13 protein-coding genes and 4 pseudogenes are annotated in these 19659 nt (G+C 73.3%); 4 read left to right on the plus strand and 13 right to left on the minus strand.

Going from position 1 to position 19659, the window contains the following annotated elements; all coding sequences use genetic code 11:
• Positions 1-14: 14 nt before the first annotated feature.
• Positions 15-674: a GTP cyclohydrolase II gene (gene ribA / locus HJD23_RS05105; protein ID WP_171109520.1), complete on the minus strand. Its 660-nt coding sequence runs from the start codon at positions 672-674 to the stop codon at positions 15-17.
• Positions 675-712: 38 nt separating this feature from the next.
• On the opposite strand from ribA, the gene HJD23_RS05110 reads away from it, so the two are divergent.
• Positions 713-1501, plus strand: coding sequence for a creatininase family protein (locus HJD23_RS05110; RefSeq protein WP_171109519.1), 789 nt, complete (start codon positions 713-715; stop codon positions 1499-1501).
• 173 nt (positions 1502-1674) lie between these two features.
• On the opposite strand, the pseudogene HJD23_RS43450 reads toward HJD23_RS05110, so the two are convergent.
• The 5 genes and pseudogenes from HJD23_RS43450 to HJD23_RS05130 all read right to left on the minus strand — a co-directional run.
• Positions 1675-2604 (minus strand): annotated as a pseudogene (locus tag HJD23_RS43450) (lysylphosphatidylglycerol synthase transmembrane domain-containing protein); the annotation flags it as partial.
• Complete coding sequence (locus HJD23_RS05115) at positions 2601-3884, minus strand: hypothetical protein (RefSeq protein WP_232107952.1); 1284 nt, start codon at positions 3882-3884, stop codon at positions 2601-2603. The pseudogene HJD23_RS43450 and the gene HJD23_RS05115, both read right to left, overlap by 4 nt.
• Entirely contained in the window at positions 3881-5053 is a 1173-nt protein-coding gene (locus tag HJD23_RS05120) for a glycosyltransferase family 4 protein (RefSeq protein WP_240980632.1), read from the minus strand. Before HJD23_RS05120 ends, HJD23_RS05115 begins: the two co-directional genes overlap by 4 nt.
• Positions 5050-5448, minus strand: a complete 399-nt coding sequence (locus tag HJD23_RS05125; protein WP_171109518.1) for a 6-carboxytetrahydropterin synthase — start codon at positions 5446-5448, stop codon at positions 5050-5052. The genes HJD23_RS05120 and HJD23_RS05125 overlap by 4 nt, the downstream gene beginning before the upstream one ends.
• Before the next feature lie 125 nt (positions 5449-5573).
• Positions 5574-6554, minus strand: coding sequence for a zinc-binding alcohol dehydrogenase (locus HJD23_RS05130; RefSeq protein ID WP_171109517.1), 981 nt, complete (start codon positions 6552-6554; stop codon positions 5574-5576).
• 109 nt (positions 6555-6663) lie between these two features.
• On the opposite strand from HJD23_RS05130, the pseudogene HJD23_RS05135 reads away from it, so the two are divergent.
• A pseudogene (locus HJD23_RS05135) lies at positions 6664-7374 on the plus strand (CDP-alcohol phosphatidyltransferase family protein); the annotation flags it as partial.
• A gap of 691 nt (positions 7375-8065) precedes the next feature.
• Here the strand turns inward: HJD23_RS05135 and HJD23_RS05140 are convergent.
• The 6 genes and pseudogenes from HJD23_RS05140 to HJD23_RS05165 all read right to left on the minus strand — a co-directional run bounded on the left by HJD23_RS05140 (position 8066) and on the right by HJD23_RS05165 (position 16325).
• Positions 8066-9280: an MFS transporter gene (locus HJD23_RS05140; RefSeq protein WP_171109516.1), complete on the minus strand. Its 1215-nt coding sequence runs from the start codon at positions 9278-9280 to the stop codon at positions 8066-8068.
• A pseudogene (locus HJD23_RS05145) lies at positions 9277-11090 on the minus strand (ABC transporter permease subunit). The gene HJD23_RS05140 and the pseudogene HJD23_RS05145 overlap by 4 nt, the downstream one beginning before the upstream one ends.
• A 3-nt stretch (positions 11091-11093) precedes the next feature.
• A pseudogene (locus HJD23_RS05150) lies at positions 11094-12595 on the minus strand (ABC transporter substrate-binding protein).
• 3 nt (positions 12596-12598) lie between these two features.
• Positions 12599-13135 (minus strand): GNAT family N-acetyltransferase, encoded by a 537-nt coding sequence (locus HJD23_RS05155; RefSeq protein ID WP_171109515.1) that lies wholly within the window; start codon positions 13133-13135, stop codon positions 12599-12601.
• Between the two features lie 129 nt (positions 13136-13264).
• A complete protein-coding gene (gene fusA, locus HJD23_RS05160) occupies positions 13265-15304 on the minus strand; it encodes an elongation factor G (RefSeq protein WP_171109514.1) in 2040 nt (679 codons plus the stop codon).
• A 319-nt stretch (positions 15305-15623) separates the two neighbouring features.
• A complete protein-coding gene (locus HJD23_RS05165) occupies positions 15624-16325 on the minus strand; it encodes a nucleotidyltransferase domain-containing protein (RefSeq protein WP_171109513.1) in 702 nt (233 codons plus the stop codon).
• Positions 16326-16525: 200 nt separating this feature from the next.
• On the opposite strand from HJD23_RS05165, the gene HJD23_RS05170 reads away from it, so the two are divergent.
• Positions 16526-17596 carry a glycerophosphodiester phosphodiesterase family protein gene (locus HJD23_RS05170; protein WP_171109512.1) on the plus strand — a complete coding sequence of 357 codons (1071 nt, stop codon included), beginning with the start codon at positions 16526-16528 and terminating at the stop codon, positions 17594-17596.
• Between the two features lie 462 nt (positions 17597-18058).
• Positions 18059-18925 carry an endonuclease/exonuclease/phosphatase family protein gene (locus HJD23_RS05175; protein ID WP_240980633.1) on the plus strand — a complete coding sequence of 289 codons (867 nt, stop codon included), beginning with the start codon at positions 18059-18061 and terminating at the stop codon, positions 18923-18925.
• On the opposite strand, the gene HJD23_RS05180 is transcribed toward HJD23_RS05175, so the two are convergent.
• Positions 18900-19616 carry a hypothetical protein gene (locus HJD23_RS05180; RefSeq protein WP_171109510.1) on the minus strand — a complete coding sequence of 239 codons (717 nt, stop codon included), beginning with the start codon at positions 19614-19616 and terminating at the stop codon, positions 18900-18902. The two genes, HJD23_RS05175 and HJD23_RS05180, sit on opposite strands and share 26 nt — an antisense overlap.
• Positions 19617-19659 lie beyond the last annotated feature (43 nt).

Raw genomic sequence — 19659 nt, forward strand, 5'->3', positions numbered from 1 at the left:
CTTCCCGTTCCGGGTCAGGACCAGTGCGCGACCGCGTCCAGGTGGGGCAGATGGTGGTCCAGTCGCTCCCGCTTCGTCCGCAGATACGTGATGTTGTTCTCGCACGGCGGAATCAGCAGCGGCACCTGCTCGGCGACCTCGATGCCGTGCCGCAGCAGCGCCTCACGCTTGCGCGGGTTGTTCGACATCAGGCGGACGCTCGCCACCCCCAGGTCGCGCAGGATCTCCGCGGCGACGCCGTAGTCGCGGGCGTCCACCGGCAGGCCGAGCGCCAGGTTGGCCTCGACGGTGTCCAGGCCCTCCGCCTGCAGGGCCATCGCACGCAGCTTGGCGAGCAGGCCGATGCCGCGGCCCTCGTGCCCTCTCAAGTAGACGACCACGCCGCGTCCTTCGGCGGCGACGGCGCGCAGCGCGGAGGCGAGCTGGTCGCCGCACTCGCAGTGCTGGGAGCCGAAGGCGTCACCGGTCAGGCACTCCGAGTGCAGCCGGGTGAGGACGTCGTCGGTGCCGATGTCGCCGTAGACCAGGGCCACTTGTTCGTCGCCGCGGTCGTGGTCGAGGTAGCCGACCGCCCGGAACTGCCCGTACACCGTGGGCAGGGGCGCATTCACGACGCGTTCCACGCCGGTGCGCTGCGCTGACTTCTTGTCTATGACGCCGATGTTTTCTGTCATGATCTGGTTCCTAAGCAGAGACGAAAGGCCGTGAAGAAATGAGTGGTTCGGGAATTCGGCCGGCGGGATCCGGTGCGGTGCGGCACGGACTGGTGCCCGGGGACACCACGGAGGACGTACGGAAGCGGGGGGCCGATGTCTCACGGCAGGTCGCCGTCCTTCCCGTGGGGAGTTTCGAACAGCACGGTCCGTTCCTTCCGTTGGCGACGGACACGCTCGTCGCCTGCGCCGTCGCGCGGGAGATCGCCGAGACCTACCCGGTGCACCTCCTTCCTCCGGTGACGATCTCCTGCTCGCACGAGCACGCGGCCTGGCCGGGGACCGTCAGCATTTCCTCGGTGACCCTTCACGCGGTGGTACGGGACATAGCCGAGTCGCTCCGCCGGTCGGGCGTCGAGGCCCTGGTCCTCGTCAACGGGCACGGCGGAAACTACGTCCTTGGAAACGTCGTTCAGGAATCCTCCGCGCGGGGTGAGCGCATGGCGCTGTTCCCGGCCGCGGAGGACTGGGAGACGGCGCGGGAGCGGGCCGGGGTGCGGACCTCGCTGCTCACCGACATGCATGCGGGGGAAATCGAGACCTCCATCCTTCTGCACACTCATCCGGAATTGGTCAGGCCCGGTCATGAGACCGCCGATTTCGTCGCGGACGACCGGCGTCATCTGCTCAGCCTGGGTATGTCCGGCTATACGGATTCGGGGGTCATAGGCCGTCCTTCGCTGGGGGATGCGGAAAAAGGGAAGGTGTTGCTGGGGAGCCTGGCGGAATCGTTCGGGACGTATTTCTCGCTGCTCACGGGGGAGGGGGCGGAGGGCGAGCGGGGGTGAGCGGGGACCGGTGCGGCGGAGGGCGGGCGAGGGCCGTCGCGGTCCGGAGCGGCAGCGGACGCGCGAGGGCCGTCGGTGTCCGAAGCGGCAGTGGGCGAGCCGGAGTGGTTTGGGGTGGTCTTCAGGGGCGTGTACCAGCGGGTTGCGAGGGCGAGGGCGCCTGGGAGGCTTGCTGTGAAGCTCAGGACGCCGTAGACCACCGCCACGGACAGGCCGTTGGCCGCGCCGAGGCCGGCGGCGCCGAAGGCCCAGGCGGTGACGCCCTCCCTCGGCCCCCAGCCGCCGACGTTGAGCGGCAGGCTCATGGCCAGGAGGGCGAGTACCGCGAGCGGCAGCAGTACGGTCACGGAGGCGGCGGTGCCGGTGACCCGGGCGGCGAGCAGGAACATCGCCACGTATCCCGCGAGGACCACGACGGACGAGGCGATGACGCCGGGCCCGTTGCGGCGGGACAGCAGGGCCTCGCGGGCTTCGTCGAGGAGGGCGCGGCGCCGGCGGGCGGCGGGCGTCCGGTTCATGCGCACGGCGAGGCCGATCGCGAGGGCGCCCACCACGGCGAACATCAGCAGCAGGGCGATGTGCCGGGTCTCGGCGAGCACCGGGGACGGGACGGTCAGCAGGACCGCCAACCCCACCACGGCCAGTACGACCTGACCGGCGGTTCGTTCCAGGACGACCGAGCGCACGCCCCGGCCGAGGTCGCCTGCGCTCTGCCCGTGCCGCACCGCCCGGTGCACATCGCCGAGGACGCCGCCGGGGAGGGCGGCGTTGAGGAACAGGGCACGGTAGTAGTCGGCCAGCGCCGGTCCCAGCGGCAGCCGGATGTGCAGGCTGCGCGCCACCAGTTGCCAGCGCCAGGCGCTGAACGCGGTGGTGACCAGGCCGATCCCGAGGGCCGCCAGCAGCGTGGGGGCGTCGATCCGGCGTAGTCCGTCCAGGAAGACGCCGGTGCCCATACGCCACAGCAGGACGGCGAGGATGGCGACACCGGCGAGGGTGCCGAGGTGGGTGCGCAGGGCGCGGGCGGTGAGGCGGGGGCGGGTACGCGGGGGGACGTAGGCCACACTGCTCGCCGTACCGGCGCTCACCGTCGGCGCGCTCATGACGCTCCGCCCGTCGGGCGGGCCAGCGCCAGCAGGTCGCTGTGGTGGACGGTGACGCGCAACTCGCCCGCCGCGCAGGCCGCCAGGCGGGCGGCCAGGTACTTCTCGGCCGGCGCCGCAAGTTCCGGGCGCTGTTCGACGGCCGCGCCGACCCAGCCGCGCAGCCACTGCGCGGTCAGCTCGGCCTCCCCCGGGCCGAGCCGCCAGGGGCTCGGCTGTACGTGGACGGTCGCGCCGTGTTCCGCGAACGCCTCGCACGTCGCCGTGACCGCGTCCGGCCCGAGCAGGCCGGTGCGGCGCTGGTGGGCGTTGAACGCCTCGGTGATCTCCGCGTCCAGCGGATGCTCCGGGGTGAGGTCGACCCGGCCCGCCACGGAGAGCGTCAGCAGCGCCGGGCAGCCGACCTCGGCGCAGGCGGCGGCGAGCGTGTCGACCTCCTCGCGGGTGAGGACGTCGAGCAGTGCGGAGGCGGTGACCAGGGAGGCACCGACGAGGGCGTCCGGGGTGAGGCGGGCGACGTCACCGCGCCGCGTCTCGACGGTGACACGGCTGCCGTCGGCGGCGGACCGCGGGGACGCGACGGCCGCGAAGTGCAGGAGGTAGGGGTCGCGGTCGTGCAGGATCCAGTGCTGGGCGCCGTCGATCCGGGGCGCGAGCCACCGGCCCATCGACCCGGTGCCGCACCCCAGGTCGTGCACGACGAGCCCGTCGGCCCGCCCGGGCAGATTGGCCAGCCGGATCCGCAACGGATCCAGCAACTCGTGCGCCCGCGCGGCCGCATCCGCCCCTTCCCGCAGCTCCAGCCACTCGGGGGCGTACCGGGGTTGCTCGTCACCGGGTTCCGCGTCACGCAGCCGCACGGTGGGCCGCTCGCCCGGGCGGGCAGAGGCGGGACCGGCACCGGGGACAACCGGGGTGGGAGCGGGTGCGGACTCGGCGGGGCGCGCGGCGGCCTGCGGAGCGGGCCCGGAAACAGCGGCAGTCCCCTGTCGACCGGCCCGGGAGCCGACCGGGCTGTTCTGCGGGCCGGAGCCACGGACGGCCTCGGTGACCGGCTGCCCTTGGGGAGGCCCGGCCTGTGGGGCACCGTCGGCAGTGGCGGGCTCCCGCTGCTCCCGTCCGCCCGCCGGTCCGCCCTCCCCCGGGCCGCTCGTGACCGGCGCGGTCAGCGGCACGTTCGCCGGGCCCTTCCCCGCGTTCGCCGCATTCCCCGCCCCCGGCTGGGGCGGGATCCTTCCGGTGTTCCCCGTGTCCTGTGCAGCCGTCGTCGTTCCGTTCATGCCGCCCTCCGGGGTTCGTCGGGGAGCCGGCTCAGGACGCCGGCCAGGTGTTTCGCGGTGGTGGCCCAGCCGCCGAGTGCGGCGCGGCGACTGCGGGCGGCGGACTTCAAACGGCGGCGTACGTCGGCCTCGCCGAACCAGTGGCGCAGTTCGGCGGCGAGCGCGGCGGGGTCCTCCGGCGGGACGAGGATGCCGGGGACGCCACCGTCGGGCGCGCGGCCCACCGCCTCGGGGACGCCGCCGACGTCCGTGGCCAGCACGGGGATGCCGCGCGCGAGTGCCTCGGTGACCGCCATGCCGTAGGTCTCGGCGTAGGAGGCGAGGACCATGAGGTCGGCGGCGGCGTAGCTGGCGTCGAGTTCGGCGCCGGACTGGGGGCCCGCGAGGTGGATGCGGTTCTGCAGGCCGTACTTGGTGATCCGGTCCCGCAGATGAGCGACGTACTCCGGGTCCTGGCCGAGTCCGCCGACGCACAGGCAGTTCCACGGCAGGTCGGTCACCCCGGCGAGCGCCTCCACCAGCCGGTGCTGCCCCTTGCGCGGGGTGACGGCGGCGACGCACAGCAGGCGTGAGACGCCGTCGGTGCCGGAGGCGAGGGGCGCGATGTCGGCGCCGGGGGCGGCGACATGGACGCGGTCGGGGTCGAGGCCGTGGTGGGAGACGAGTCTGCGGACCGCCCAGTCGCTGGTGGCGATCACCGCGCCGACGGCCCGCAGGACCGTACGTTCCCTGGCGTCCAGGTCGGCGGCCACCGCGGGGTCGAGTCCGGTCTCGTCGCCGAGCGGCAGGTGCACCAGGACGGCGAGGCGCAGCCGTTCGGCCTCGGGGACGACGATCTCCGGTACGCCGCAGGCGACCAGCCCGTCGAGCAGCACCACCGCGCCGTCCGGCAAGTCCCGCAGCGTCCGGGCGAGTTCGGTGCGGGCGGCGGCGCCCGGCCGCGGCCAGGAGCCGTCCACCAGCTGCTTGTGGACCCGCCAGCCGAAGCCGGGCAGGTCGAGGCAGACCCGCCGGTCGTAGGCGTTGCCGCCGCTGGGCGTGGCCGGGTCGTCCACGCCGCCCGGCATGACGAAGTGCACGGTACGCAGGGACATGGGGATGATCTCGCCGTTCCTGGGGGCCGCCTGGGCGGGCACGTAGGAGAGCTTCGCCACGGTCGTGTCGGTCACAGGGCACGCTCGTAACTCGCCCAGGCGACATGCGACTCGTGCAGGGTGACCGTGATGCCCGCGAGCCCCTTGGCGCCCTCCCCCAGCGCGCCCTTGTGCACGCGCTCGGCGAGCCGGTCGGCGATGACCTTCGCCAGGAACTCGGTGGAGGTGTTGATCCCGGCGAAATCGGGCTCGTTGTCCAGATTGCGATAGTTCAACTCGCTGACGACGGCGCCGAGTTCCCGCGTGGCCAGACCGATGTCGACGACGATGTTGTCGTCGTCCAGCTGCTCCCGCCGGAACGTGGCGTCCACCAGAAACGTCGCTCCGTGCAGGCGCTGCGCGGGGCCGAAGACCTCGCCGCGGAAGCTGTGGGCGATCATGATGTGATCGCGGACGGTGACACTGAACAACGAAACGACCCTCCAGGTGCGGGGCATGGATGCCGAGTAGTACGGCTGCTGTCCTTCCCTTGTTCAGCGGCTCGTACGTCTTTTCCGAGGCCAGGCGCTTTCAGGACAGGCGATGTCCGTTCGGGTCAGGCGTCGTCCGCGTACCGCACCCGGTGGCAGAGCGCCGGGATCTCCTTGGAGGCCAGCCGGGGCAGCACGTCCGGGAGTTCCTCGAAGGCGCACTCGCCGGTGACGAGCGCGTCGAGCGCCGGGTCGGCGAGCAGGTCGAGGGCGAGGGCGAGCCGGTCGGCGTACGTCCGGCCGGCACGGGCCGGGGAGACGGTGCCCACCTGGCTGCTGCGGATGGTCAGGCGGCGGGAGTGGAAGGCCTCGCCCAGCGGGAGGGCGACGCGCCGGTCGCCGTACCAGCTCAGCTCGATCACCGTGCCCTCGGCGGCGAGGAGTTCCAGTGACCGGGCGAGGCCCTGCTCGGTCGCGCTGGCGTGCACGACGAGGTCGCACTCGCCGAGCGCGTCGGCGGGTGCGGCGAAGTCGACGCCGAGCGCCTCGGCGACCTCGGCCCGCCCGGGGTCGGCGTCCACCAACTGCACGCGCACGCCGGGGAAGCGGGCCAGCAGCGCGGCCACCGAGCAGCCGACCATGCCGCCGCCGACCACGGCGATCCGGTCGCCGATCAGCGGCGCCGCGTCCCACAGCGCGTTGACGGCGGTCTCGACGGTGCCGGCGAGTACGGCACGGGCCGCGGGCACGTGTTCCGGTACCGGTGTCACGGCGGCCGCCGGGACGACGTACCGCGTCTGGTGCGGATAGAGGCAGAAGACGGTACGGCCGGTGAGGTCCGCCGGTCCCTCCTCGACGACCCCGACGTTGAGGTAGCCGTACTTCACCGGTCCCGGGAAGTCGCCCTCCTGGAACGGCGCCCGCATGGCCGTGTGCTGGCTCTGCGGCACCCCGCCCCGGAAGACCAGCGTTTCCGTGCCCCGGCTGACGCCGGAGTAGAGCGTGCGGACCAGCACCTGGCCCTCGGCGGGATCCGGAAGCTCGACGTCCCGCAGCTCTCCCCGGCCCGGGGAACTGAGCCAGAACGCACGTGCGGCGCGGATCATCGGCGGGCCTCCTGAACGATCGGCAAGTGGTTCACGTACCGAGGTGTGCACAGGCCGCGCACAGTACGCGGCCTTGATCGACTCTGTCACCTGGCCGGAGGAATGTGCGGTGGCCCTGAACAACACGTATGACGCGAGGCTGGTCCAGCAGGAGACTGCCGTGGGTGCGGGCGTGCAGATCCTGTTGCTGGCTCTGCTCGGATCGGCGATCGGCATGGGACCGGCGGGCTGGCTGACCGGCCTCGCCTTCGCGATCGCCACCTGGGCGGTGCTCTCGCGGGCCCTGCACCGGTCGGGGCTGCGGTCGTTCGGCCCGGCCAACCGGGTCACCCTCGGCCGGGCCACGCTGGTCGGCGGGGTGACCGCGCTGGTCGCCGACTCCTTCGAGAGCGCGCCTCCGGTCACGCTGCTGGTCGGCCTGACGGCGGTGGCGCTGATCCTCGACGGGGTGGACGGCAAGGTCGCGCGGCGCACGGGCACGTCGTCGGCGCTCGGGGCGCGGTTCGACATGGAGGTCGACGCGTTCTTGATCCTCGTCCTGAGTGTGTACGTGTCGATGTCGCTGGGGCCGTGGGTGCTGCTGATCGGCGCCATGCGGTACGCCTTCGTCGCCGCGGCCCGTTTCCTGCCGTGGCTGAACGCACCACTGCCGCCGAGCACGGCACGCAAGACGGTGGCCGCGGTGCAGGGGGTGTTCCTGTTGGTGGCGGGGGCGGACCTGCTGCCGTGGGCGGCGAACGCGGCGGTGGCGTGGCTGGCGCTGGGGCTGCTGGTGTGGTCGTTCGGGCGGGATGTGCTGTGGCTGTGGCGGACGTCGCGGGGTGGGCGGGGCCGGGGGACGGAGAGGGCTTCCGGGGCGGCTGCCCAGGTGGTTGCCGGGGCGGCTTCCGGAGGGTCCGCCAAGGCAGCTCACCAGGCGGCTTCCGCAACGGTATCCGTGGCAACTTCCGCAGCGGCTCCCGGAAAGTCCGCCGAGCCCACTTCCCGGGCGGCTCACCAGGCGGCTTCCGCAACGGCTTCCGTGGCAACTTCCGCAGCGGCTCCCGGAGAGCCCGCCGAGGCCACTCGCCAGGCGGCCCACCAGGCCGCTCCCGCAACGGCTTCCGTGGCAACTTCCGCAGCGGCTCCCGGAGAGCCCGCCGAGGCCACTCCCCCGGCGGCTCACCAGGCGGCTTCCGTGACGGCTCCCGGAGGGTCCGCCGAGGCCACCCCCGGGGCGGCTTCCGCGGTCGAGAAGGCCAGGCGGGGCGGGAAGGCCGAGCGGGCCGGGCGAGGCGGGAAGGCTGAGCTGGCCAGGCGGGGCAGGAAGGCCGAGCGGGCCGGGCGGGTGCTGGAGCCGGTCGCCGGGTGACGCCTGGTCAGGATGCGGCGCAGCCCGGTCATGAACAGCGCGGCAACAAGCCGACGGCCGGTCACGGCCGGGGCGGCAGCAATCTCACCGTCCACTCAGGCGCGACACGGCGGCAGCCCCAGCCCGGTCCCGGCCCGGGTGGCACCTCTCCCGCAGCCGCTCACGAACGGCGCGGCAGCAACCCCACCGCCGCCCCTGACACCCCGGCCAGCACCAGCCACGGCACCGCCGGCGGCAGACCCGCGTCGAGCAGCAGGCCGGTGGCCGCGCTGCCCGCCAGCACGATCAGGCCGGAGACCGAGGACAGAGCCCCGGTGTACAGGCCGAGTCGGCCGGGCTCCGCGAGGTCCGGGATCCAGGCCCGGGCGGCCGGTGCGACGAGCATCTGGCCGACCGTGAGCAGGACGACGAACCCGGCCGCGGGCAACAGACCCACGACGCCGGTCCACTCCGCGGGCCGCGCCACCGCCACGACCGCGAACCCCGCGGCGATCAGCGCCAGCCCCGCCGCCATCGACCGGCGCAGCGCGAGCCGGTCCCCCACCCAGCGGGTCACGGGCAACTGCGTGGTCACCACCAGCAGCGACGACAGCGCGAACAGCCAGGCCAGCGGCGCCTGTGAGCCCGCGACGCGTTCCACCTCCTCCGGGAGGGCGAGGTAGAGCTGGTTGTACGCGAGCAGATACGCGCCGTAGGCACAACACAGCGCCAGAAAGCGCCGGTTGCGTATCAGTGCCCCCGCACCCCCGCGGATCCGGGTCGGTTCCCGTCCAGGAACTCGCTGTGGCAGCAGCCAGGCGTGCCCTGCGAGGACGAGCACAAAGACCCCGGCCCCGGCCAGACACGCCGTACGGAAGTCCACCGCCAGCAGCAACGCGCCCAGCAGCGGCCCGACGAACGCCCCCGCCTGCCCGGCCACGGTGAACAACGCCAGCACCCGGGTACGCGAGCCCCCGCTCTCCTCCTCCCACAGCACCGCCTGCCGGGCGACCTCCGACTCCACGGCCGGTGAGAACAGCGCGGCCGCGAACCCGATCAGCAGCACCGCCCCGATCACGGCCCAGGTCCGCTCGGCGTACCCCAGCCAGACGAACCCCACGATCCGCAGCGCACACCCGGCGAGCACCACCGGCCGGATCCCGTACCGGTCGGCCAGCGCCCCGCCCACCACGAACAGCCCCTGCTGGCTGAACGTCCGCAGCCCCAGCACGAACCCGACCAGCCAGCCCGCCATGCCGATCGCCTGTCCCAGGTGCTCGGCGAGGAAGGGCAGGACGGCGAAGAAGCCGATGTTGAAGGCGAGTTGGGTGAGGATGAGCAGGCGGAGCAGGGGCGACAGGCGGGTACGTACGGGGGCGGCGGCGATCACGGTCATCGGCTCTCCCCTACTCCCACCGGAACCAACCGGCTCTTCTCCACCGGCTGTTCGGTCCCCGCGGTGCGCTGTCGCCCCGGCCGCCTGCCGGGCCGCCACCGCACCCCGCCCGCCGCGGTCACCGCCAGCGCCCCGAGCAGGGCGAGTACGGCGGCGGGGGCGAGGACGGCCCAGGGCGCGCGCTCGGCGTAGGGCTGGTTCTCGGCGAGGAGCAGACCCCACTCCGGTGCCGGCGGCTGCGCGCCGAGGCCGAGGAAGGCGAGCGAGGCCAGGGCGAGCGCGACGCCGGGCAGCCGCAGCAGGGCGTGGCGGGTGACAGGCGGAAGGACTGCGGGCAGGTATGCGTGGCGCAGCAGATACCAGCGGTCCGCGCCCAGGGCGCGGGTGGCGGTGATGTGCAGGGCGGCGCGTTCCTGCTGCAGCAGTGCGGAGGTGTGCGCGGCGAGCGGCGCCCAGGCGACGACGCTCACGGCGAGCGCGGGCGTGCCGGGCCCGCGGCCCGCGACCGCGGTCACGAGGAGGGCGCCGAGGACGGGCGGCACGGCGTTGACGGTGTCGACGAGCGGCCCGGACAGCCGGGGAGCAGCCCGAGCAGTACGCCGGTGAGCAGGGCGACCGCGCCGATGACGAGGGCGAGCAGCAGGGTGTCGAGGGCGCCGTGGCCGACCCGGGCGAGCAGGTCCCGGCCGAGCGCGTCGGTGCCGAACGGGTGGGTCCAGGAGGGTGGTTGGAGGCGCTCGGCGGTGTTGAGGGCGAGGGGGTCGCGGGGCAGTCCGGCGGCGATCACGCCGAGCAGCACGGCGGCGATGACCAGGGGCAGCACGCGGCGCGCGGGCGGGGTGGGCCGGTGCAGGGTGGGCAGGGCGTCGTCGCGCAGGGCGGGGCCGATCAGCAGCCGGACGCCGAGCCGGGCCAGTGCGGTGGCCGCCGCCGCGAGCAGCAGAAGGGTGAGGGTGCCGGCCTGGAGGACGGGCAGGTCCTGGGCGAGGGCGGCCTGGAGGGTGGTGCGGCCGAGGCCGGGGATGTCGAAGATCTGCTCGACGGCGACGGCACCGCCGGTGATGCCGACGACGAACAGCCCGGCGTTCGGCAACAGGGCGGGCACACAGCGCCGTACCGCCTGACCCGCGATCCGCCGACCCGTCAGTCCGCGCGCGGCCGCGGCCAGCGCCCAGGGCTCGGCGAAGGCGCCGGGCAGCAGATCGTCGAGCATCCGCCCGAGCACGGCCCCGGCGGGCAGCCCGAGGGCGAGCGCGGGCAGCACCGTCCACTGGGGCCCGTACCAGCCGAGCGCGGGCAGCCAGCCGAGCTGCACTCCTACGACGGTGGCGAGCACGGACGCGGTGAGGAACTCGGGGAGCGCGGCGAGTACGGCGGACAGGGTGCCGCTGGTCTTCCGCGCGCCGAGCCGTCGATGTGCGCCGGCGCGGAGGGTGCGGGCGCAGACCAGCGCCGCGGTGAGGACCGCGACCACCAGCGCCACGCCCGTGAGCAGCAGGGACACTCCGAACGCCTGGAGGACGGCGGGCGTCACCTCGGCGCCGGAGATCCACGACCGTCCGGCGTCCCCGCGCGGCAGTCCGGCCAGCCACTGCCCGAGCAGCTGCAGCGGGCCGGTGTCGAGGCCGAGTTGTGCACGGATGTCCGCCAGCACCTCGGGCGTGGGGTCGCGGTCCATCGACCGCGCCTTGAGCACGGTGTGCGCGGGGTCGGTGTGCGCGAGCCAGGGCAGCAGGCCGATCACGCAGAGGAGGGCGGCGGCAAGGGCGGCCCGCCACAGGAGGGGGACCGCCCGTCGGTGGTGGAGCATGACTCAGCGCCGCGTCCCGGTGTCGACGAGGGTGCGCTCGTACGGGTCGAGGAGCACACCGCGCACGGAGGTGCCGACGCCGGTGAGGATGCGCTGGTGGACCAGCGGCACGACCGCGTCGGTGCCGAGGATCTCCGCCTCGGCGGTCATGGCGGCGTCCTGCCGCTTGCCGGTGTCCGCCGTGCCCTCGGCCTCGGCGACGGCCCGGTCGACGTCCTTGTCGCACAGCAGCGCGAGGTTGTAGCCGCCGTCGCAGGTGTAGTCGCCGGCGAGGACGGCGACCGGGTCGCCGGTGTCGACCAGGCTGTTGCGGGCGAGCACGAAGGCGTCGAACTTCCCGGCCAGCGCGTCGCTCTCGATCCGCGAGTACTCGCGGACGTCGAGCCTGACCTTGAACCCGGCCTTCTCCAGCTGCTGCTTGAGTACCTGGGCGACCTCGGGCAGCTCGGGCCGGTTGTCGTAGGTGGCGAGGGTGATGGACGTACCGTCGGGCTGCCTGCCTTCGCCCGCCCGACGGGCTGCTGCCGTTTGCCCTCGGCCCAGGTGACGGCGGGCCCGTAGATCCCGACACCGGCGTCGGCGTGCCCTTCGTACACCCCGTCGGCCAGCGCGGAGGTGTCGACGGCGGCGCGCGCGGCGGCGCGCAGCCCCGCGTCCTTGAAGGCACCGGACTTGCTGTTGAGCAGCAGACCGGTGGTGCGGGTGGTCGCGGTCTCCCGCAGGGTGTTCTGCTCCAGACTGGCGGCCTGCGCGACGGGAATCGCCTCGGCGATGTCGACCTGCCCGGTGCGCAGGGCGGCGGAGCGGGCGGTGCCGTCGGCGATGAACTTCACGTCGATACCGGAGGCCTGGGCGAGGCCGCCCCAGTAGTCGTCGTAGCGGGTGAGGGTTGCGGAGCTGGTGCCGCCCACCTCGGTGAGCGCGAACGGCCCGGTGGCGGTGCCGACGGGATCGACGCGGCCCTCCTCCTCATAGGCCTTGCCCGAGAGGATGGCGAGGCTGGGACTGGCGAGCCGGAACGGGAGTACGGGGTCGGGTTCCTCGGTGGTGATCCTGACCTGCCGGCTGCCCTCGGGCTTGGCCGTGAGGGTGACGCCGGTGAGGGCGGCGGGCTCGGGCCTGGCCTGTGTGGCGTGGGTGAGGGAGGCGGCGACGGCGGACGCGGTGACGTCCGTGCCGTCCTGGAAGGTGGCCTCGCGCAGGGTGAACAGCCAACTCCGGTCGTCCTCGCGCTGCCAGGAGGCGGCGAGCGCGGGACCGGCGGCGCCGTTGGCGTCGAGGGCGGTCAGGCCCTCGGTGACGCCGAGGCGGCTGAGGATGGTGGCGTCGGCGCCGTACGGGGAGAGGTTCTCGGCGGGCGGGAAGGCGAGGGCGACGCGCAGCCGGGCCCCGTCGGCGGAGTCACCGGCGGCGCCCTCTGTCTCCGGACTGGCGGAGAAGCACCCGGCGAGGAGGGGCAGGGCGAGCAGCGCGGCAAGCAGCCGGACGGACGAGAGTGAACGCATCGGCTACTTCCCCATCGGTATCTCGAAGTGCATGATCCCCTGCCCGCCGCCGCGTTCCTCGCGCTCGTCGTGCACGACCTTCCCCAGCGACCGCCAGAACCCCTCGGCGCCGGGCACGCTCGGGTCGGTGTGCAGATAGACGGCCCGATATCCACCATCGGCCTCGGCGAACGCCGTCAACTCCTCGACCAGCCGCCGCGCCAGCCCGCGCCGCCGGTGCTCGGGCCGGACGTACACGCGGCGCAACTGAGCGGTCCACCCGGAGGGGAACCGCTCGGCGACATGCCGCGGGTTCGGCGGGTACGTCGGGCCGCGCGAGTCGAGGGCGGCCGTGGCGACGACGTCTGCCTCCACCGGATCGACGGCGACGAGGAGGGTGTGCCGCGCGGATCCGAGATAGGCGGCGGCCGGGTCGATGATGTCCCCGTGCCACCGGGGCACGTATCCGGTCCCGAAGTCCCGGTAGACGGTGTCGAGCATCACGGCTCGCGCACCGTCGAGGTCTTCGGGGGTTGCGGTTCGGATGCAGTAGTCACGCACTTGCACATCATATGCATTAGAGCCGTGAGTGGATCACAGCAACCAAGTCCGGGTCGGCGCACGGGGGGACCATGCCTGACGACGAGTGATGGCGGCCCCGCCCGCATGAGGACGGGGCCGCCGACCGCGCTACCGGGCGGCCGTTGCCGTCACCGGCGCCGGTGCGTAGCCGGTGGGCCGGGCCGTGAAGGTGCCCCGGCCCTGGGTGCGGCTGCGCAACCGGGTCGCGTAGCCGAACAGTTCGGCCAGCGGCACGGTGGCGGTGACGACCGCCGAGCCAGCCCGGGTGACCGAGCCGGAGACCCGGCCGCGCCGGGCGGCGAGGTCACCGAGGACACCGCCCACGGCGTCCTCCGGCACGGTGACCGTGACCTCGACGACCGGCTCCAGCAGGGTCATCGCGCAGCCGCGCAGGGCACCTTGCATGCCGAACCGGGCCGCCGTCCGGAACGCCATCTCGGACGAGTCCTTCACATGCGTCGCCCCGTCGGTCAGCGTCACCCGCACCCCGGTCACCGGATGCCCGCCGAGCGGCCCCTCGGTCAGGGCGTCCCGGCAGCCGGCCTCGACGGCACGGACGTACTCCTGCGGTACGCGCCCGCCGACGACCGTCGAGCGGAACTCGAACCCGGCCTCCAGGGGCTCGACGTCCAGGACGACATGGGCGAACTGGCCCGCCCCGCCGTCCTGTTTGACATGCCGGTGGACATGCCCGGACACACCGCGCACGACCGTCTCCCGGTACGTCACCCTCGGCCGGCCGACGCCCACGTCCAGCCCGTGGCCGCGCCGGATCTTCTCCACCGCCACCTCCAGGTGCAGTTCGCCCATGCCCGACAGCACGGTCTGCCCGGTCTCGGGGTCGGTCCGCACGACCAGCGACGGATCCTCCTCGGCCAGCCGGGCCAGTGCCGTGGCCAGCCGGTCGGTGTCGGTGGACGTACGGGCTTCGACGGCCACGGTGACGACCGGTTCGGCCGTGCTGGGCGGTTCGAGGACGAGCGGCGCGTCCGGCGCGCACAGGGTCGACCCGGCGCGGGCGGACTTCAGCCCGACCACGGCCACGATGTCACCGGCGACCGCCCGGTCCACCTGGGCGTGCCGGTCGGCCCGCACGCGCAGAATCCGCCCGATCCGCTCGGCGCGCCCCGCAGCCGTGTCCCACACCGTGTCTCCCTTCTCGATCGTCCCCGAGTACAGCCGGACGTACGTCAGCCGTCCCGTCGGTGTGGCGCTCACCTTGAACGCCAGCGCCGCGAGCGGCGCCTCCGGGTCGGCGGCGCGCTCCTCTCCGCCGGTGCCGCGCACCGGCGGCACGTCCAGCGGCGACGGCAGATACGCCACGACCGCGTCGAGCAGCGGCTCGATGCCCCGGTTGCGGTACGCCGAGCCGCACAGGACGACGACGCCGTCGCCGGTGCGGGTCACGTCGCGGAGTGCCGCGGCCAGCGTCTGGTCGGACAGCGCCCCGGCCGTGCAGAACTCCTCCAGCGCGTCCGGGTGCAGCTCGGCGACCGCTTCCTCCAGGAGCCGTCGCCGCCGGTGCGCCTCGTCGCGCAGGCCCGGTGGAACCGGCTGCGGTACGACCGTCTCCGCGTCGTCGGACCAGCTCAGCGCCCGCATCCGCACCAGGTCGACGACGCCGGTGAAGCCGTCCTCCGCGCCGATCGGCAACTGCACGACCAGCGGGGCCGGGTGCAGCCGGTCTCGGATGGAGGCGACGGCGGCGTCCAGGTCGGCGCCCGCACGGTCCAGCTTGTTGACGAACGCGATTCTCGGTACGCCGTGCCGGTCGGCCTGCCGCCACACGGACTCGCTCTGCGGCTCGACGCCCGCGACGGCGTCGAACACCGCGACCGCCCCGTCGAGCACCCGCAGCGATCGCTCCACCTCGTCGGCGAAGTCGACGTGCCCGGGCGTGTCGATCAGGTTGATCCGGTGCCCGTCCCAGGCGCAGCTGACGGCCGCGGCGAAGATGGTGATGCCCCGGTCGCGTTCCTGCGGGTCGAAGTCGGTGACGGTCGTGCCGTCGTGGACCTCGCCGCGCCGGTGGGTGGTGCCGGTGGCGTAGAGGATCCGTTCGGTGAGGGTGGTCTTGCCGGCGTCGACGTGGGCGAGGATGCCGAGGTTGCGGACGGTGGTGAGGTGTCGGTTCGGTGCGGTGCGCACGGCCCTTGGCCTTTCGAGGTGATGCGGTGTGAGAGGGCAGCGCGATGTGCGGACGGACGGCGAGGGCGGCGGCAGGCGGGCGTGAAGTGCTGACTCCTGCCTGCGCTCAGACGTTCGTCGCGGTCCTCCGGTGCCGGCCGCGCAGCGGGCACCGGGCGGCCGGAGACACGAGGATCACCTCGTAGCGGGAGCGGGACGACAGCGGTGCGGTCACGCACGGCCCGGCTCCCCTCACTCGACTCGCTGTTCGACAACGAGGCGAGTGTAGGGAGGCAGGCCCGTGCGCTGCACGGGATTTTCCGAGCGCCGGCGCCCGGGGTTACGCGGGCACGGCGTCCGGTGTGTAGAAGTGCTGCCGTACCCGCCGCAGCCATGCCTCGGCGGCCCTGTCGTCGGGCTGTTCGGGCAGCACGCCGCGCGTGTCGTCGAAGGCCGCCTCGAAGTGGCGCAGCAGCGGCAGGGCGGCCGACGGGTCGGCGGCGACCCGTTCGCCGAAGGCGTGGTAGCTCTCGGGATCGTCGACCCGGAGCGTCAACCGGCCGGTGGCGTACAGCTCGTAGCCCTGGGTGCACAGCCGCTTGAGGTGGCGGGCGTGCTTGGCGGTGCGTTTGCGGGTGTCCGCGGAGAACGAGCCGTCGCCGCGGCTGACGAGCTTGCGGAACTGCTGCGTGGCGTACCCGAGATAGGCGTCGCGGACCCGGCGGGCGCTGAGGAAGGACGACCGGATGCCGATCACCTCGTCACCGAGGGGGGTCCTCACCTCGTACAACTCCTCGGGCAGCCAGACGAGTTCCATGACCGTGGGGTTGCCGCCGAGGGCGAGGCGGCACCACTTCGCCGCCTCGTGCAGGGTGCGGTCGGGTGCCGTGGTGACGTGGGACTCCTTCGGGCCGTGGAGGCCGTGCAGGGTCTCGGTGGGGGCGGCGAACAGGCCGAGCCGGTCCACGTCGGAGCCCGCGTGGGCGAGTCCGTACGCGGTCGAGCCGACGACGCCGGACAGCAGGATGTTGGTCACGGTCACTCGGACGCGCGCCCGGTGTACGACGGGCGGCGGACCGTCATGATGCAGCGTCCGGCGGCCGGGCGGCCTGCTATTTTCCGGGCGGCATCACCCTCGGGTTCCGCCGGCGTTCACAGCCGGATCACATCCAGGTCTTCGGGCGCGCCCCGGTGCCGGACTAGCGTCCTGGGGTCGCCCCAACCCGAACGAGTGAGGTTTCGATGTCGGTACGACATGTCCTCGCGGGCCTGGTCCTGGTGCCGGTGCTCGCCGCCCCGACGGCCGCCCACGCGACGCCGACGGACGCCCCCGGCGCCTACCCCCATACGACGCGCTTCGACCTGCAGGCCCACCGCGGCGGCCTCGGCATGACGACCGAGAGCACTCTGGAGGGGTTCGGCAAGGCGCTGCGGCTGGGGGTCTCCACGCTGGAGCTGGACACCCAGGTCACCAAGGACCGCAAGGTTGTCGTCACGCACGACCGGCAGGTCAGCACCCAGAAGTGCCGGGACACGGCGCCGGTCGTGCCGGGCGACCCGATGTACCCGTACGTCGGCAAGTACATCAAGGATCTGACGCTGGCGCAGATCAGGACGATGGACTGCGGTTACCAGCAGCTGCCGGGCCACCCCGAGCAGGAGCAGATCAAGGGCGCCCGGATGGTCGAGCTCCGGGACGTGCTGAACCTGGTCAAGCGCTACAAGGCCCGGCAGGTCACCCTCAACATCGAGACGAAGGTCGAGGCGGGCGCGCCCGAGCAGACCGCCCCGCGTGAGCTGTTCGTGCGCCGGGTGTTCGAGGAGATCCGCGCCTCCGGCCTGGAGCGTCAGGTCACGATCCAGTCCTTCGACTGGGGTGCGCTGAAGGCCATGCACAAGCTGGCGCCGAGGTGGCCGCTGGTGGCGCTGACCAACTACGACTTCCTCCAGGTCGGCAAGCCCGGCGCCTCCCCCTGGCTGGGCGGGATCGACGCCGACGACTACGACGGCGACTTCGTGAAGGCCGCCGCGACGATCCCCGGTGTCAATGCCCTCTCGCCCAACTACGGCTTCCCGCAGAACGGCAAGATCGGCGACCCCGGCTTCCGCTTCTACCCCGACCGCACGATGATCACCGAGGCGCACGCCCGGGGCCTGAAGGTCGTCCCGTGGACCTGCGACGACCCGGCCACGGTGGAGGCGCTGATGGACATGGGCGTCGACGGCATCATCACGAACTACCCGGACCGGGTGCGGAAGATCATGGCGGACCGCGGGATGCGGCTGCCGAAGGCGTACTTCCCGCGCCACTGAGATACGGCGTCCCGCGGTATGGGCCGGCTCGCCCAGTTCAATGTGGCTGGACACCCGCCAGTACCGCAGCGACCAGGCACTCGGCGACCGCCTACGCCTGCGGCACCTGGATCACGAGCCGGCGGCAGGTCACCCTGCCGCCCGGTGCGGCCTTCGCCCTGCGACGGCGTATCGTCGCCGTCGACACCAGGGACTCGGCAGACCCCTTCGCGGTCCTCGACCAGCTGTGATCGCGCGTTTGGGCCGGTAGGCCGTACGGCAGCATGGAGGGTGGCCGTCAGAGCGGCGTGGAGGGTGGCCGTCAGAGGGGCGTGGAGGGTGGCCATCAGAAAGGCCGATATTCAGGCGGCGGTCCTGAGCCGGGGGCGGCGGGATGCGCGCGGGCGGACCGCGTGGACCCGTGGACGCGTGTGCGCATTCCTGGCCCTCCTGGTCACCCTTCTCCTGCTGTTTCCCTCGCTCGTGCCCAGCAGCTTGGGAAATCCGGGCGGTCTGATCGAGAACTTCCTGCCCTGGCTCGGAGTGCCGATCCTGCCCCTGCTCGCTCTGGCGGTCCTGCGCCGCTCGGCCGGCGCGCTGTCGGCAGTCCTTGCGGCGGCGGTGGTCTGGATCGCCGTATTCGGCCCTTCCCTGCTCCCCCGCAGTCCCGGGGCACACGACCTGACGGTGGTGCAGCACAACGTGAGCGACGAGAACCGGGACCCGGCGGCCACCGCACGCACGCTCATCGCCGCCGATCCCGACCTCGTGGCGCTCCAAGAGCTGACGCCGCGCGCGCTCCCGGCGTATGAAAGGGCGCTCCGGAGTCGTTACCCGCACCATGTGGTCGTCGGGACGGTCGGGCTCTGGTCGCGGTTTCCGCTGACGGAAGCGGAACAGGCGGACATCAGGCCCAAGGCGGTGACGGGTGACTGGAACCGAGGGCTCCGGGCGGTCGTACGGATCGCGCCGCAGCGCGACATCGCCGTCTATGTGGCGCATCTGCCGTCGGTCAGAATCAGGCCGGGCAGCGGATTCGACACACGGTGGCGTGACGAGAGCGCGGCGCTGCTGGGCGAGAGAATCACCGGCGAGGACTCGACCCCCGTGATCCTGGCAGGCGATCTCAACGGCACGGTGCGGGACCGCGGCTTGGCGCCTGTGACGTCACAGCTGGACTGGGCCGACGAGGAGTTCGAGTTCAGCTGGCCCGCATCCTTCCCCGTGGCTAGGATCGACCAGGTGATGACGCGGGGAGCCGCTGTCGTCGACGTACGGACTCTCCCCGGGACCGGCAGTGATCATCTGCCGGTCGTGGCGCGGATCAAGCTGGCGGGCGAGGGCGCCTGAGCGCGGGTCCCTCCTCGGCAGGGCGGGCCGGCCGGGCGCGTACGACCAGCACGTCTTGGTGGAGTTCGTCGGGCAGGATGTCGAGGCCCGCCCACATGGCGGCCGCGGCGAGCAGGTTGAACGGCCGGTGCGGGGCGCAGCGCACGTCCGACGTGGCGCCGGGGAGTGCGGGGATGCGTTCGGCGAGAGCGCGGGCGGCAGCCTCGGCGTCGGCGGCGTGGGGTCCTGCCGAGGTGGGTACGGGCTTGCCCCCACCGGACACCAGTGCTTCGGCGAGCAGCAGGCGTGGCCCGTGCGGGGCCGCCCACCGGTCGGGCAGGGTGGTCACCGCCACATCGGTGGCTGTTTGGGCCAGTCGTGACAGCATCCACGCGAGCTGTGCGAGCCCGGTGGCCAGCACGCCGGCGCCTGCCCCGGCCGACCACGGCCGGTTCCCCTCCCCGGCCCGTGCCCGGCCCAACGCCTGCCAGGCGTCGGCCCGGTCGGCCGCGGGGACCGGAACGGCCACCGGCGCCTCCACCACCAGCACGGCCCGGCCCCGCGAGGCCAGCCCGGCGGCGAGGGCCCGAACCGCCGACTCCGGGTCACTCCCCTGCCCCGTGTTGGACAGCGCAGGCGCGTCGATCCCGGCCCAGGCGAACCTGCCCAGGGTCACCGAACCGATATCCACACCGATCACCCGTGCGCGCATGGGCCCAGTGCAGCACAGCGGGACGGCGCTGTGTCCCGGCCTG

The sequence above is a fragment of the Streptomyces sp. Z423-1 genome (assembly GCF_013009255.1).
GTDB lineage: Bacteria > Actinomycetota > Actinomycetes > Streptomycetales > Streptomycetaceae > Streptomyces > Streptomyces gossypiisoli.

What these genes read in the sequence shown, in the direction of transcription:
- HJD23_RS05115 (WP_232107952.1), bottom strand. Translation starts at nt 3,884, where the DNA reads ATGAACGGAACGACGACGGCTGCACAGGACACGGGGAACACCGGAAGG.
- ribA (WP_171109520.1), bottom strand. Translation starts at nt 674, where the DNA reads ATGACAGAAAACATCGGCGTCATAGACAAGAAGTCAGCGCAGCGCACC.
- HJD23_RS05170 (WP_171109512.1), top strand. Translation starts at nt 16,526, where the DNA reads ATGTCGGTACGACATGTCCTCGCGGGCCTGGTCCTGGTGCCGGTGCTC.
- HJD23_RS05180 (WP_171109510.1), bottom strand. Translation starts at nt 19,616, where the DNA reads ATGCGCGCACGGGTGATCGGTGTGGATATCGGTTCGGTGACCCTGGGC.
- HJD23_RS05140 (WP_171109516.1), bottom strand. Translation starts at nt 9,280, where the DNA reads ATGACCGTGATCGCCGCCGCCCCCGTACGTACCCGCCTGTCGCCCCTG.
- HJD23_RS05130 (WP_171109517.1), bottom strand. Translation starts at nt 6,554, where the DNA reads ATGATCCGCGCCGCACGTGCGTTCTGGCTCAGTTCCCCGGGCCGGGGA.
- HJD23_RS05110 (WP_171109519.1), top strand. Translation starts at nt 713, where the DNA reads ATGAGTGGTTCGGGAATTCGGCCGGCGGGATCCGGTGCGGTGCGGCAC.